We start from the raw sequence: 16,315 nt of genomic DNA on the forward strand, positions 1-16,315 counted from the left end.
TCTTCGGAATTGACTTTTATAACAACGCATTTGATTCAAATATGCGTATATTCATCATAAATAATAATTCACATTAATAAACGTTAAATATAGGTAATGGAATCTAAGGTTTCATGGATTCGTTTACAGCAATTACGTTAGCGGTTTTTTTGCCATTTATTTTGGCCGGTATATTGCCTGCCATTGAAAAACTTCTAAAGGATAAAATAGGATGGTACGCGTCCGCAGTTGCATTCCTGAGTTTGTTGTTGGTTGCTCAGGCGGCACCGGAAATAATACACGGGGAGACTATTCAGAGATCTATAGAATGGCTTCCTTCACTGGGTATAAACCTCTCTTTCTATGCCGATGGCCTGAGTGTCATGTTCGGTTTCATTGTATCCGGCATTGGTGTGATAATCATGTCATATTCCAACGGATACATGTCAAAGAAAGAGGATCTTCCCAGATACTACCAGCAACTCCTCTTCTTCATGGGATCAATGCTTGGTATGGTATTCTCGGCTAACACTATTCAGTTGTTCATTTTCTGGGAACTTACCAGTATCACATCTTTTATGCTTATCGGATACTGGCGAAACAGGCCTATGTCAGTATACGGCGCAACGAAATCATTACTCATAACCGCAACAGGTGGTCTGTTCATGCTTGCCGGATTCCTTGTATTGCATGCTATTACCGGCACGTTTGATATTCCTACTATATTACATAACGAATCCATGAGGGAAATGATACACGGCCATGAACTTTTCCTCGCTGCGCTAATCCTCATATTCATTGGAGCTGCTTCTAAATCAGCACAGGGTCCATTTTACATATGGCTTCCAAATGCAATGGAAGCACCAACACCTGTCAGCGCATTCCTGCATTCGGCAACAATGGTCAAGGCCGGTATCTATCTTATAGCAAGGATACACCCAATATTCTCAGGAACAGATGCCTGGTTCTTCCTTGTAAGCGGCATCGGTATATTTACAATGCTTCTGGCAGGTTTCCTTGCTTTCCGCCAGACTGACATCAAAGGAATACTTGCATATTCTACCATAAGCCAGCTCGCCTATCTTATGACAATGTATGGTTACACCACATACCACGAACCCGGAATTGGTGTTGCCGCTGCAACTTTCCATCTTCTCAACCACGCAACCTTCAAAGCATGTCTTTTCCTCGTAGCAGGTATAGTTGCTCATGAGACTGCCACAAGGGACATTACGAAAATGGGAGGTTTACGAAAGGAGATGCCCATCACCTTTATTGTAGCTACCATTGGAGCACTCTCCATGGCAGGTATACCGCCTCTGAATGGTTTCCTCAGTAAGGAGATGTTCTATGAGGCATCTGTTGAGATGGGTGCATTGCTCGGCTCACCATATAATATACTCATCCCTGCACTGGCAGTGCTTGGTGGTGTGTTCACATTTGCATATTCCATCAAACTCATTGATGGTATATTCCTTGGAAAAAGACCTTCAAAAGGATTGCCTGAGCACATACACGACCCATCAATGGTAATGCTCGCACCTGCTATCTTCCTTGCAGGACTTATAATACTATTCGGACTTGTTCCTTCAATACCAGTCCATTATTTCATAGACCCTACTGTTTCAGGAATATTGCTTGAGGAAACACAACTTCATGTAAAACTATGGCACGGATTCACAACATCACTTATGATGACAATTGTCACTTTTGCACTGGGGATCCTCACATACACACAATACGGAAAGATCGCAGAATGGCAGAACAGGTTCAACGCACGTTTCCCATGGATAAGTGTCAACTATTATTATGATGCAACCGTGGAGAATGCAAAGAAGGTAACATCAAAGTTCTCCAACAGGATGCAGCCAGGTCCTGTTAAGACATACGTGCTTGCTCTGTTGTTACTTACCATCGCAATGTTTGCAATACCTGCAATATTGCTGGCATCAAGCCTGATACCACAGAATCTTAATTTTGATATTCCACTATATGAAGGTCTTATCTTCATGTTTATGATAATCGCAGCATTTGGAGCTGCATTATTGCCAAGATATATACCTGCGATACTAGCTCTCTCCGGATTGGGGTATCTGGTAAGTCTTCTGTTCATATACCTGCAGGCTCCTGATCTGGCGCTAACGCAGGTATTGGTAGAGACACTTTCAACCATAATCTTCCTGCTGGCAATCGTGAAGATCCCGCAGAAGTTCAAGGAGCATGTCCCAGCAACAACTCTTACAAGGGATCTACTCATTGCCGTGACGGTGGCTTCAATGGTATTCATTCTGCTGATAAATGCCAACCAGGGAATAATTCCTCCATTTGAATCTCTCTCACACTATTTCATCGAGAAGAGTCTTCCACTTGCAGGCGGGCACAATATAGTCAATGTGATTATAGTGGATTTCAGGGGATATGATACTCTTGGAGAAATATCCGTTCTCTGTCTTGCAGCATTTGGTGTCTATAACCTGATACACAGCAGGGGTGATGACGAATGACAACCTTGATAACAAAAACAATAACAAAGATATGTTTGCCTTTAGTCATCCTCTTTTCAATATCCCTCTTACTTGCGGGACACAACAATCCCGGAGGCGGATTTATAGGGGGTGTCATGTTCGCGTCAGTTATTGCACTGACGTACGTGGTATATGGTCTGGATCACATCAAATCATTCTTCAATCCTGATTGGGGTAACTGGTTTGGATTCGGGTTACTATTGGCCTCGTTCACAGCCTTTTCAGCAATCGCATTTTCACATAACTTCTTCAGAAGTGCTGTGGAATTTGTCCACCTGCCATTTTTCGGAGAGGTGGAACTGGTATCTGCCGGATTGTTCGACATCGGAGTCTACTTTGTCGTAATTGGCGGGCTGCTTTCTATTTTCAAAAACGTAGGTGACGACAAATGAACAATACACTGCTTTCTCTTACGATAGCTATACTGTTCGGTATCGGTACATTCCTTATCCTGCGCCGTGATATTGTCAGGGTGATCATTGGGCTTGGTGTACTTTCACATGCAGTCAACCTCCTGATCGTATCAACCGGAGTGTTTGCAGGAACAAAGGTCCCGATCATTACAGATGATGGCGGACATGGAGCTGCCGAAGCCACAGGAACTATATTCACAGACTCATTGTCTCAGGGTATTCTCGCACCTGTACTTGCTGCAGGCAATCATGTGGATTTTGTGGATCCTCTGGTACAGGCGCTGGTACTTACAGCAATCGTAATCAGTCTGGCAACGACTGCATTCATATTGATACTTGCATATCGTATCTATGAGGAATACGGGACAACTGATATCAAAGAACTCAGGAGGCTCTGGGGATGATATCATTGGATACTCACTTACCAATTATACTGATAGCTACGCCAATATTGCTGGCGTCTCTCATGGTGCTTTTGAGAAAACAACCGGGAATTCAGAAGATCCTGAGTGTTTCAGTTTCATTTGTTATGTTCATAGTAAGTATACTCCTGCTCCTGCAGGTCTGGTCCGGTGGGATACAGGTATATGAGGTAGGAGAATGGGGTAAATACGGTATCATGCTGGTTGCCGATCTGCTCAGTTCCGGTATGGTCGTCCTGACATCATTTGTGTCATTCTTAGCACTTATTTACTCACTTGATTATATCGAGGAAAAGTCATTGAGTGCATCCTACTATCCGCTCTTCAGTTTGCTGGTGGCAGGACTTAACGGTTCCTTCCTTACTGGGGATATATTTAATCTCTTCGTATTCTTTGAGATACTTCTGCTCTCTTCATGCGGACTTGTAATCGCCAATGAAAAAGGAGGAGTTACAAAAAGTTCAGACAAGATGGAGGCAACTTTCAAGTATCTTGTACTTAACATGCTCAGTTCCATTGTAATGCTGATAGCAGTAGCTTCCCTTTATGCAACAACAGGTACACTGAACATGGCAGATATCTCCGTTAAGCTCAGTGCAATGAGTGCAGCCGGAACGCTTCCATGGTATGTGTTTGCCATAGCATTGATGTTTGTGGTGGTTTTTGGTAACAAGGCCGCAATATTTCCGCTTCATTACTGGCTTCCGGATGTGCATCCTACAGCACCATCACCCATAAGCGCAATGCTTAGTGGTGTGTTGATAAAAGTTGGTGCCTACGGAATGCTGAGGGTATTCTTCCTTATATTCATCGATACGCTCTACATATTCAAACCTGTGATAATCTATCTCGCACTTGCAACCATTGTGGTCGGAGCCATATCAGCTGTTGCCCAGACAGATGTTAAGCGCCTGCTTGCGTATTCAAGTGTCAGTCAGATAGGTTACGTGTTCCTTGGGATTGGTTTTGGCAGTGTTTACGGACTCACAGCAGCTCTTGTGTATCTTGTGAACCATGCATTTGCAAAGTCCATGCTTTTCCTTACCTCTGGTGGTATTATCCATCATGCAGGTACAAGAGATATGAGAAAAATGGGAGGCATGGTCGATAGTGCCCCACTTATGTCAATGATGTTCCTTGTAGGTGCAATGTCCATTGCAGGGCTGCCCCCTATGGGCGGATTCATTGCAAAGTTCCAATTATTCGATGCGGGAATCACTGAGAAATATTACTTTGAGATCGCAATAGCACTTATATTTGCAGTATTCACCCTTTTCTACATGTTCAGGGCAATGTTGCTGATGTTCTGGGGTGAGAAAAGAGATGTTAATGAACATGGTGAATATTCCACACATGGCACATCCCCGTTGATCGCTCTGCCAATAATCATGCTTGCACTTGGAGTTGTAGTATTCGGACTTTATGCAGAACCGCTGATAGCTTTTGCAAATGCTACCGCTAATCAGATACTTGACCCGCAGCTCTATATTGATGCTGTAATGACGAGGGTGGTAAGATGAAAAGATACATCGCCTATTCAGCTATACTTGGTCTTGTATGGTGTTTTGTCCACGGTACTGTAAATGTTAATAATTTCGTGCTGGGGGTGCTAATTGCACCATTTATCATAAGGCCATTCAAACCCCTGTTCAATTTTGATATGGAGTTTTCATTCGGCAATGCCATTAAGAAGATTCCGGCACAGGTTACATACCTGTATGTGCTTATCAAGGAGATAATAAAAGCAAACGTAATGGTTGCAAAAATAGTGCTTCAGCCAAAGATAGACATAAAACCGGGTATAATTGCAGTACCTATCAGGACCAAAACAGATCTTGGGATAACTGCTATTGCAAACACTATCACGCTTACGCCAGGTACACTGACAATTGATATGTCAGATGACAGGTCCATTCTCTATGTTCATGCAATAGATGCAACCGATCCTGAAGGTGTAGCCCAATCCATACGGGATGATCTGGAAAAATACGTATTGGAGGCATTCGAATGAATACAATGTTACTTGAATATTCACTTCTGTTCATGGTTATTGCAATTATACCATGCATGTACAGGATCATCAAAGGACCGACTATCCCTGACAGGGTTGTGGCCCTTGATGCAATGACAACGGTAATTGTGGTGATGCTTGGTATCTACTCATTTGTAAAAGGGTCCGCTTTCTTCATGGATGTGGCACTTGTACTTGCCATCATATCCTTTGTGGGAACAGTCACAGTTGCAAAGTACCTTGATGAAGGGGTGGTATTTTGAGTACCGTTTCAATGGTTTTGGAAATGCTTAGCAATGTTGTCCTGGTAATCGGATTATTCTTCGTGTTCCTTGCAATGCTAGGACTTGCCAGACTTCCTGATGTGTATAACAGGTTGCATGCAACTACAAAGATAGGAACTCTCGGTGCTTTTGGAGTTATGCTTAGTATACTACTGAAGGTGGGCTTTTCCCCTATAGGTGTTAAGGCAATTACAGTAGCTCTTTTCATCCTGGTGACTTCGCCCATAGCAGCCCATATGATAAGCCGTGCAGCTCACCGACATGGAGTAGGTCTTTGTAAGGAATCTGTAATTGATGAATATGGAAAAGCATGTTCATCTGCATGCTCAATAAATGACAATGAGTGAATAATAGCAGCTTCTGGCGTAATGCCAGAACAATTCTTTTTTATATCGTGCTTTAAACTTTAATTGTTTTGAATATATTCAGATCTTGCATTTTTGCAGTAACATCTGAAATGCCCAACAAAAACCAATATTAAACTTCCCAATTATTTATCGTGAGCGGGTTGGGGAGTGGGGGGTTAGTGTGGGAGTGGGGTTAAAAAATGTACCCGCTCACAGCGTGACTAGATGAAATAATCATATATAAGTATTACCTTTTACTAGACTGCAACCTGCATAAATGTCACAATTGGATAAAATAGACTGATTGATGTCATAATTGTCATCTTAAAGTTATAATGATTCTTGGGGAAGATGAACAAAAAACTTATGAGCCTTATCACCTAATAATGGCTGCAGTCTATTGAATAGTCTAAAATAAAAAGGCACTTCTAAAATGAAGTCGATTTTTTAATATAATACCGAATTATGAAAAAGAACACAAAGGTATTCTACATAAGTGAAGAAGATCGGGAAGCTTCTATTGTGGAAGCAGCAAGAATTCTGAAAGAAGGTGGAACTGTTGCTTTCCCCACCGAGACTGTCTATGGACTTGGAGCTGATGCTCTCAATGAAAAAGCAGTACTGCAGATATTTGAAGCAAAAGGCAGACCGGCAGATAACCCACTTATAGTTCATGTGGATTCAAAGGAAAGCTGTCTGAAACTTGTCAGGAGTATACCTGATAAAGCATCCCTCCTTATGGATAAATTCTGGCCGGGTCCATTGACTCTTATTATGGAAAGGAAGCCGATAGTTCCTGATGTAACAACAGGAGGTTTAGATACCGTAGCTGTCAGAATGCCTGAAAACCTGATCGCTCTGGAACTGATAAAACGTTCGGGAATACCTATAGCTGCACCAAGTGCTAACCTTTCAGGAAAACCAAGTCCTACAACTGCAGAACATGTTTTGTGTGACCTTTCCGGAAGGATAGATGCACTTATAGATGGCGGGGAAGTTTCCATTGGACTTGAGTCGACGGTAGTTGATATGACCTCCGAGATCCCTGCGATATTAAGACCTGGTAAAATAAGCAAAGAAGAACTTGAAGAGTGCATAGGTGAGGTCAAAGTTGCTTATGATGACAAAGTGCATCCGGAAAGCGAGACCGTCCGTTCTCCGGGAATGAAATATACGCATTATTCTCCGGAGTCAAGTGTTATCCTAGTTGAAGGAGAACATGAACATGTAGTTTCCAGGATAAAAGAGCTTATTGTTGATCTTAGTCTGAGGAATGCAAAAATAGGATTGTTGCTTACAGAAGAATCACATAATAATTTTTCAGAATATCTTTCATATTCCATGGGTAAGAAAGACAAACCTGAACAAGCTGCAAAGAATTTATTTTTTGGACTTCGTTACCTCGATGAAAGAAACATAGATATAATAATAGTGGATGGTTCTTTTAGGCCGGATGGAATAGGAATGGCTGTTTTTAACAGAATTCGCAAGGCTGCAGATATGATAATCAAAGTGTAGTGGTTCTATGAATGAAGAAAAAAAGCATATTATCCATGAAAAGCAAAGGTATGTCAGTATCATCTATCGTAATCGAAAATTGCTTAAGGTCAATGTACTGATACTCAGTATAGGTCTTGCACTTTCATATCTTGGACATGAAGGCATAGGGGAACCTATAATCTGGTTGGGCATAATAATATTCGGATATGCGACAGTGTCCATTCTTATGGCAAAAAAACAACTAAAACAGTAATTTCGAAGTGTGCAGATTTTACTTATAAGAACTACTAATCAATCCTTCTCAAAACAGTTTCTATAAGCTTTATTTTGTTTGGAAACCAAAAGGAGTATGGTGGTCGTAATTTGTCTCCGTATCCCCCGCTATTAAGGGAACATTTCGCTTTCGTACCACTACAGATACCACCAAACAAGCAAATAGAAGGAGATAGAGGCAGGGCTTTCTTAACCTGTCTCTTATATTTATATCATTGTTTTTGCTATTTCAGGATTCTTTCAATTTAAAATATTTTTGATTTTGATTATATCTTTATTGCAGATATAGCAATTTCAACAATTCCAATTTAATGATGAAAAAGCTCAATAATGAAGGGGAATACTCACTGTCCTGTAAAAATGAAAATATTCTAATCCTTAATAATTATCCATAATACAGTTTCCTCTCTATTTATTTCCTGTAAACGCAAATATATGGATTGTAATCATGATTTTGTCTCCATTTTTTATTGTATAAGGCATAGTCTGATTAAGAAATAGTATCAACGTACCCCCACCGTACCACCATAAACGGAATCAGGGGAATAGATGGTCTATATGACCATTTATTTCCCACAATTCTTTTTTGATATGTTCTCTTTTTATGTTTATATTTGCTCAGTATGTTTCTTTGTAAACAAATCGGAACCTATATATCTTCATAATTGAAAAACGGATATTAATTACTGAACAAATAGGCCGTTGTGCCTATAAAACCGTAACGGGGGTTACATAATGTGGGGTATTAACAACATTGTCAAATATACTGTCATGACTCTATTGGTCCTGATGATAGCCATTGGGAATGCATCTGCAACAGCATCGATTTCTATATCTCCTGAATCGCATACCGGTCTATCTCCCGGTGAAACGTTTAATGTGAATATTGATGTTAATTCAGGTGTTAGTCAGTTATCAGCGGCACATATTAAGTTGGACTATGATCCTAACGCTTTTGAGGTAATTGGCATCACAAAAGGAAGCCTCTTTGAAAATGATGCGCTTATAGAGCCGGAAAGTGGTGATGATGGAGATGGCACGATAACCTATGGATTCGCTGATTCGAACTATGACGCGCCAGGAAGTGGGACATTGATATCCATCGAATTCCAGATAAAGGATACTATTGAGGGTGTTTACAGTCTCAGTTTCAAGGAAGCGAAGCTTCTTGATCAAAATAAAGATTACCTTGTCGGTGAAGCAACCGGAAGCTCGGTGGTAGTTGGGGATGTAACAGATGATGCTTCAACACCTTTGGAAACCATTGATCTTGCAAGCCAGACTAAAAGCACATCTGGCAGCAGCAGCTCATCAACATCTGTCGTGGAACCGCAATTAGGATATGCATATATTTTTGGTTTCCATCCTGATGATTATAAAGTAATAGGACGATATGGAACAACTCGGAATGATGAATCCTGGTCACAGAATAGTCTTATACTTGAGAATGAACTTGTAACTGAGTTCGAAGGCCAATATCTATTCCCTCAAGGTAAGATTGTATCGATTGGCTCCAACTCTGCTGGATATCTGGTAGTCGTATTCTATGAACCACTCATGGTCGATCGAACTGAGATGGATGGCATCTATGCAATAATTGACCAGAATGCACAGGACATGGACATAGGTAACGTTCCTGTGGAATTTGCTGAGGGTACGATCTCAGATGTCAGTGACCAATTGCAGGAATTGATCCAAAGGGTACAGGCAATTAATGAGATGGAACTTGGAGATTTCATGAATAATGAAAGTTCTTTGTATGATCCTACAGTAGTGGCTACAGCCGGTAAACTGCCACAGATAAACACTGAGAAGGAATGCTGGCAATGGTATTTCCAGGATTCATATGCCATTTCTCTTAATGTAAGTGATGAGATGGATGATTATTTGCAAAGTGGTATACTTCTGAGTACGGGATTATCGCCTGACGGGTACTTTGAAGTAAAGATCAATGAAGAAACCGATGCAAACAAAAAATCACTTATCACTGATGTATATCAGCTTATGAACAGAGAAGCCACGAACATTGGCGTAAGCGAAGTTCCTGTAGTTTTCAAACTGGGTAGTCCTGATGAAATAGAGGATAGGCTAACGTCAACTCAGGAAGAGGCATCAGATGAAGTACAGGGTACTGAGGGTGAAGCAAAGGCGACACCAGGATTTGGTTATCTTATAGGTATCTTGTCCATCACACTGGCGTATTGTATGAGGAGTAAAACATAGTTATAATCAGAAGGAAGAACTCATGAACACGATAAGAATGATACCTTTCCTAAAAAGGTTTTTTCTTTATCTTACTATTTTATTTCTGGTGTGGGTCCCTATAGGCGGGAGATATTTTGCCGCTTCCGTTGTTATTGTGGACCCTGCTAATTTCTTTTTGTTTTATCTCCCGTTGAATTTCATTCCTTTTGTAGCTCTGGTACTTGCTACGGCTCTTGAAAGGAAGAGGACCATTAAAATATTACTGATAGGCCTTATGTTAACGATTATTTTCAATTTAGTGGTGATCTATTTGCAAATACTTTTCTTTTCTTATCAGGATGCGTTTCTTTACATGTATGCTATTGGGCGGATAGCTTTTCCTTTCCTTTTATGGCTGATCTTTACTTATGACGTAGTTGTTGTTCCTTTACAAAACAAATCAAATGTGTGATCATTGTCCTCTTTTTATTTTTAGCTCCTTACTATTTTCTAATGCCCAGTCCTGTTGATTTGTTTTTCAAGTAACATTGTTCAGGAACAATGTTTCTTATTTTTGTTTGCTAACTAAATTCTGAAGTTTTATTTCTTATCGGTTTATAAAATCTAACTTCATATCATTGTTTGGGGTTGTCGGTGGGATTGTCCAAGACAGCTTCACTGGGGTATCATTGAACGAATGGAGACGGAGTCATGTTTGATGGTATCAAAAAGTCATATGACTTTAAGAAAGGAGGATACTAACAATGAAAGTGAAGTTCCAGCATAGGCTTTTAGTAGTTGCTATTGCTCTACTTACTATATTTTCAATAGCAACTTCAGCAAGTGCTGCTGAAGACGCAAATTCATTGAGGATATACGGTGAAGAAGGACTCAGTGCAGCATTCCCATACACTGATCCGGAAGCACCATTTGATCCAATGAATATAGAATCGCCAGAGAAAGATTTTGTAACGTTTAATCCGGCCTTAATTGAAGATGATATTGTGGTAAACAATATCGACTCCAAGCAAAAGGTCTTTACAAGACAATGGTTTGTGCCAGAGTACACTGAACCAACAGGTATGGTTTGGCTTGATGACTTCATACGCTGTTTTGATCGTACACTTGATACGGGTGAAGTTATAGAAGAAGAAGAGGTATTAACTGAAGATGACTTGAGGGCTATATCTCTTGATCAATTCGAGAAGCCAATCAAAAGAGTGGAATGGGTGCCCAATCACAACGAGTACACTTGGGAAGATGTAGTTACAGACTACACCTACATGTTCGTTGACAAGCACTACCAGCCAAGAGCAGCAACTGCAAAGAGCACAACAGGTGCTTATTGGACAACCTTCTGGTTCCCTGTCGCAGATAATGATGATGCACAGATTGGTCTTGATGGTTATGACATCGACTACGATGGTGTCGATGACATGGTTGTGCTCAAGAAAGTAGGAGATTTCAATTACGATGGTTACAAGGACATAGATATCAGTTCTGATCTTATATCTGTAAAAGTCGGTGACAAGGTACAGTTCCTCGATCATATCGTAGAGATCGATGATATCTATTATGATGGAAGCGGTGAGCTTGCCAAAGTTGGTGTGAAGGTTTACTACAACGGTAACAAGGAACCTGAACTTATAGGTACACTGCACGAAATCGATGTCGAGAAGGGAATCCTTAGTGCAGGCCGTCACACAGTAACAGATGACAAGCCACAGTTCTATGAACCATGGTATCTTAAAGTAGAGGCTACCAGTGTAGGCAGTGACAAGGTTCTTCTTACAGTAGGACGCCAACTCTATGAAAGAGAGACATTCTTCGTAGATGGTGCAGAATATGACGTCGCCAGGATCTATGGTCCTGAGTACAACAGTGTTAAGTACATCACTATCAGAAACCCTGTACCAGAACACCAGGATGTTTCAATAAATGACCTCTCAGTTGTCAAGGAAATGGTTGACAATGGTGAGTATCTCCCATTGCTGCCACCACTTAACAAGGTGCACACAATGGTTGATGACATAAACATTCCTCACAATGAATACGAGATCTGTCCATACACAGGATATGAAGGTTCTATTCTGAATGAAGCCGCTCCTGATGGAGAATGGTATGAGGATATAGGAATATCTGATGCATATGATACTGTAGAAGAACGTAAGATCTACGATGTTGATCCATTGCTTATCTACTTCATCAACAAGGATCTTGAACCAAGGTTCCACACCAACCTGCTTGAGCTGCTTGACGAAGGTGAACTCAAATCAGTTGATGTGGAAGTAGTTGAAGCCTGGAAGTGGCTACACATCCGTACAATGCCAGACTTCTACAAGGAATTCGTCTATCCTGAGCTGCCTGATATTGATGAAGGTACAGGTGACTTCCTGTTTACAAGTTCTTTCAGAGCAGAGAACTCAATATTGTGTGATGACGTTCCACAATACGTCTGCAACTTTAAGAACATCGTCTGGCCACAGAGACTTATGTTCGTCTATGATCAGGTAACAGGAGCCGAGGATATCTATGTCAACGAGATTGACACAGAGACCAATGGACTGAGAGTCTATGGTGAAGATGGACTCACTGCAGCATTCCCATACGAGGATCCTGAAGCACCATTTGATCCACTGAGTGATGAAGCTCCAGAAAAGGACTTTGTAACACTTAACCCTGCAAAGATAAAGGCAGGAATTGTTGTGGACAACAAGGACTCACACGAGAAGGTCTTCTTCAGACAGTGGTTCGTACCTGAATACACTGAGCCAACCGGTATGGTATGGCTTGATGATTTCTACCGTGTTGATGGTGATTCAAGAGAACTTCTAACTGAGGAAGATTTGAGAAAGCCTCCACAGGATTGCATAGTTGAATGGGTACCAAACCACAATGAATACGTCTGGGAAGATGTAGTGAACGAGTTCACTTACATGTTCATTGACAAGCATTACCAGCCAACGGCTGCAACCGCAATGAGCTCCACTGGTGCTTACTGGACAACATTCTGGTTCCCAGTTGCAGACAATGACGAACAGATCGGTCTTGACAGCTTTGACATCAACTATGATGGAGTTGACGATATGGTGCTGCTCAAGAAGGTAGGAGACTTCAACCATGATACTTACAAGGATATCAAGATCAGCTCAGATCTTCTGTCTGTAGGTGTCGGTGAGAGGGTACAGTTCCTCGACCACATTGTAGAGATTGATGACATTAACTACGATGGAAATGGTGAAATTTCCATGGTATCTGTCAAGGTATACTACAACGGTAACAAGGAACCTGTGCAGATAGGAACACTACACACAATTGATGTAGAGTACGGAATCCTTAGTGCGGGTCGTCACACTGTAACAGACAACTATCCACAGTTCTATGAACCATGGTATCTTGAAATTGAAGGTACAGGTGTAAACCATGACAAGGTACTTCTTACAGTAGGACGCCAGCTCTATGAAAGAGAAACATTCTTCGTAGACGGTGCAGAATACGATGTTGCCAGGATCTTTGGTCCAGAGTACAACGATGTCAAGTACATCACCATAAGGAACCCACTGCCAGAACACAAGGACATTGCACTCAATGACCTTTCCGTTGTCAAGAAGGCTGTGTATGACGGTGACATCATACCTGTGCTACCACCATTCAATGGTGACCACATTATGATAGATGATATCGATGTACCACACTACATACCTGGTGGAGAAGACACGACCTGCTACTACGGACAGTGGTTCGATTCAACTGCAACCGACGACCTGCTCTGGTATCATGACATGTACATCAACACACCATATGACACAATTGCAGAACGTATGTTCGATGTGCCAGCAACTGAGATCTACTTCACAGGCAAGGACTATGAGGACAGATTCCACACCAACCTGCTTGAGCTGCTCAGAGAATGTGATGGTGTAGTTGCTACAGCAGACACAATTCCAGTTAAGTCATTCGAGACCTGGAAGTGGCTACACATCTACACAATGCCAGACTTCTACAAGGAGTTTGTCTATCCAGATGTGCCAAATGCAGGCGGCGAAGGCGACTATCTGCTGACAAGTTCATTCACAGCACCAAACTCTGATGTTTGTGACAATGTTGAACTATCAACTGAATTCCAGAGGATTATGTTCACATATGATCCAACGGATGGCACAGGTCTGTACATGAACGGCGGTGCTCCAGTAGTTGAACCACCAGTTGATGAGATGAAGGGTGACTACGATGGAAATGAAATTGTCAACTTCGACGACTTTGTTGAATTCGCAGCATGCTACAACTCAGTAATGGGTGACAGCAACTACAATGCAATCTTCGACTTCGATGACGATGGTGACGTAGACTTCGATGACTTCGTAGAGTTCGCAGGAGTATATCAGTCTTAAGCCTGATATAAGAGGTGAAATCATGACAAAAATAACACATAAGGGAATGGCAGGATTAACTGCCACCCTTTTAATATTTTGTGCATGTTTCATGGTAGGCGTAGGACTTGCAGCTGCTGATCCTTCGGTGTCAGTAGATCCACAAACAAATGAGTATGATGCAGGCGATACGTTTCAGGTTACTGTAATGGTTAATTCTGATACAGATAACCTCCGTGCCGTGAACCTGCAGCTTGATTACGATCCGGCAATACTCTCGGTGAACAGTGTAACCGATGAGGACTTGCTTGGAGCGGGAGCCCTTGTAGCACCAGGCAGTGGCGACGACGGTGCAGGTACCATATCCTATGGTATTGCATCTACCAGCGGTGTTTATGCACCGGTAGCCGGAACAATGCTAACCATTGAGTTTGCAATTGATGCCAGTGCAGCAAATGGAACCTATAACCTTGACCTGAATGCTGTATCGCTTAAGGATCAGGATAACGTAGCTATTCCAGGAGTTATAATCACAGATGGAACAGTAAAAGTTGGAGATGAAGTAATTCCAACACCTTCTGAACCGGAAGTGGAGATTAGTCCGGTAGCAAGCGGTCCTGTTGGTCCCGGTGACACATTCCAGGTACAGGTAGAAGTGGATTCTGCTGACTACAACCTTCGTGCTGTAAATCTGCAGATGAATTACGATTCATCCGCACTTATGGTGAACAGCATTACTGATGAGGACTTACTTGGAGCAGGAGCACTTGTTGCACCTGGAAGCGGTGACGATGGTGCAGGCACCATTGCCTATGGTATTGCTTCTACCAGCGGTGTTTATGTACCGGTAGCCGGAACAATGCTAACCATTGAGTTCGAAGTGAAGGCAGGCGCAGCAAACGGAACCTATGATCTTGACCTGAATAGTGTCTCTCTCAAGGACCAGGACAATGTAGCTATCCCTGATGTAGGTGTCACGGATGGTAGTGTTCAGGTATCTGGAGACGGTCAGGTCCCCGATATGCCAACAGCCATGATAGTACCAACATCAAGCGGACCTATTGCAGCTGGAGATACTTTCCAGGTGGATATAGAGATAGACTCTGCTGACTACAACCTCCGTGCTGTAAGCGTGCAGCTTGATTATGATCCTGCAGCACTCATGGTAAACAGCATGACCAATGGCTTACTGGGACCGGGAGCACTTGAAGCACCTGGAAGCGGTGACGACGGAGCAGGTACTATTACATATGGACTTGCAGCCACTGGTGGTGTTTATACTCCAGAGGCCGGTACATTGCTGACAATCGAGTTCGAAGTCAAAGCAGATGCAACAGATGGTATCTATGATCTTGACATGTACAATGTAGTTCTCAAGGATGAAGCAAATGCTGATATTCCTGGTGTTATAGTAACTGATGGTATGGTTGAAGTTTCAACAGTGCCTGAGGTTGAAGGAATAGCACTCCTGCCAGGATGGAACTTGATATCAATTCCACAGACACTTGAGAATGCAGGCATTGACTATGTACTCCAAGACTTCAATGATACTGAAGTAGACAGTGTCTTCTATTATGATGCTTCTACTGGCATGATGGTTGTACCGGATGACTTTGAACCATTGAAGGCATACTGGGTGCACAACAACCTGAGTGAGACTGTAGTGATCAATGGAAGCTATCTTACACCAATGGTACCTTCCACACCTCCATCACTGACACTTTATCCAGGATGGAACGCAATTGGTCACACTGCCATGGTAGAGCTTCCTGCAGAGGTTGCTTTGTCCACGATTGATGACTGCTACATCAAGGTCATGGGACCATGGATGGCTTCCACAAGTGAGTTTGCTTACGTAGGCTACAATGGAGAGGAAGGAGTTATCAATGGTAACCAGGTAGGCACCGATGTCTTTGCCATGAATATGTATGAAGGCTATTTCGTATTCGTAGATGAGGAGTGTCTATTGGGCTGAGGTGAAAGAAACATGAAAAGTTTGCAGTGAGA

General features: G+C 42.1%; 13 protein-coding genes. All 13 read left to right on the forward strand.

The features are described 5' to 3' along the window. Positions 1 to 113 precede the first annotated feature (113 nt). The 13 genes from mbhE (at position 114) to RE476_RS02295 (ending at position 16,283) form a co-directional block, all read left to right on the forward strand. Complete coding sequence (mbhE, locus tag RE476_RS02235; RefSeq protein ID WP_309308773.1) at positions 114 to 2,483, forward strand: hydrogen gas-evolving membrane-bound hydrogenase subunit E; 2,370 nt, start codon at positions 114 to 116, stop codon at positions 2,481 to 2,483. After that, positions 2,480 to 2,896 carry a monovalent cation/H+ antiporter subunit B gene (locus RE476_RS02240; RefSeq protein ID WP_309308774.1) on the forward strand — a complete coding sequence of 139 codons (417 nt, stop codon included), beginning with the start codon at positions 2,480 to 2,482 and terminating at the stop codon, positions 2,894 to 2,896. Before mbhE ends, RE476_RS02240 begins: the two co-directional genes overlap by 4 nt. Then, positions 2,893 to 3,321, forward strand: coding sequence for an NADH-quinone oxidoreductase subunit K (locus tag RE476_RS02245; protein WP_309308775.1), 429 nt, complete (start codon positions 2,893 to 2,895; stop codon positions 3,319 to 3,321). The genes RE476_RS02240 and RE476_RS02245 overlap by 4 nt, the downstream gene beginning before the upstream one ends. Then, a complete protein-coding gene (locus tag RE476_RS02250; protein WP_309308776.1) occupies positions 3,318 to 4,859 on the forward strand; it encodes an NADH-quinone oxidoreductase subunit M in 1,542 nt (513 codons plus the stop codon). Before RE476_RS02245 ends, RE476_RS02250 begins: the two co-directional genes overlap by 4 nt. Then, complete coding sequence (locus RE476_RS02255) at positions 4,856 to 5,350, forward strand: Na+/H+ antiporter subunit E (RefSeq protein ID WP_309308777.1); 495 nt, start codon at positions 4,856 to 4,858, stop codon at positions 5,348 to 5,350. The genes RE476_RS02250 and RE476_RS02255 overlap by 4 nt, the downstream gene beginning before the upstream one ends. Then, a complete protein-coding gene (locus tag RE476_RS02260) occupies positions 5,347 to 5,613 on the forward strand; it encodes a cation:proton antiporter (protein ID WP_309308778.1) in 267 nt (88 codons plus the stop codon). Before RE476_RS02255 ends, RE476_RS02260 begins: the two co-directional genes overlap by 4 nt. An 11-nt stretch (positions 5,614 to 5,624) precedes the next feature. Further along, a complete protein-coding gene (gene mnhG, locus RE476_RS02265; RefSeq protein WP_406600986.1) occupies positions 5,625 to 5,981 on the forward strand; it encodes a monovalent cation/H(+) antiporter subunit G in 357 nt (118 codons plus the stop codon). 465 nt (positions 5,982 to 6,446) lie between these two features. Next, complete coding sequence (locus RE476_RS02270) at positions 6,447 to 7,499, forward strand: L-threonylcarbamoyladenylate synthase (protein ID WP_309308780.1); 1,053 nt, start codon at positions 6,447 to 6,449, stop codon at positions 7,497 to 7,499. Positions 7,500 to 7,506: 7 nt separating this feature from the next. Next, positions 7,507 to 7,734, forward strand: coding sequence for a hypothetical protein (locus RE476_RS02275; RefSeq protein WP_309308781.1), 228 nt, complete (start codon positions 7,507 to 7,509; stop codon positions 7,732 to 7,734). Positions 7,735 to 8,489: 755 nt separating this feature from the next. Beyond that, the gene (locus RE476_RS02280) at positions 8,490 to 9,977 is read left to right on the forward strand and encodes a cohesin domain-containing protein (RefSeq protein ID WP_309308782.1); all 1,488 of its coding nucleotides are present in this window, start codon (positions 8,490 to 8,492) and stop codon (positions 9,975 to 9,977) included. Positions 9,978 to 10,065: 88 nt separating this feature from the next. Continuing rightward, the gene (locus RE476_RS02285; protein ID WP_309308783.1) at positions 10,066 to 10,410 is read left to right on the forward strand and encodes a hypothetical protein; all 345 of its coding nucleotides are present in this window, start codon (positions 10,066 to 10,068) and stop codon (positions 10,408 to 10,410) included. Between the two features lie 292 nt (positions 10,411 to 10,702). Further along, positions 10,703 to 14,329 carry a hypothetical protein gene (locus RE476_RS02290; RefSeq protein WP_309308784.1) on the forward strand — a complete coding sequence of 1,209 codons (3,627 nt, stop codon included), beginning with the start codon at positions 10,703 to 10,705 and terminating at the stop codon, positions 14,327 to 14,329. A gap of 22 nt (positions 14,330 to 14,351) precedes the next feature. After that, on the forward strand, positions 14,352 to 16,283 hold the full coding sequence (locus tag RE476_RS02295) for a cohesin domain-containing protein (protein ID WP_309308785.1): 1,932 nt from the start codon (positions 14,352 to 14,354) through the stop codon (positions 16,281 to 16,283). Positions 16,284 to 16,315 lie beyond the last annotated feature (32 nt).

Source organism: Methanolobus mangrovi, from assembly GCF_031312535.1.
In the GTDB taxonomy this organism is placed as follows: domain Archaea; phylum Halobacteriota; class Methanosarcinia; order Methanosarcinales; family Methanosarcinaceae; genus Methanolobus; species Methanolobus mangrovi.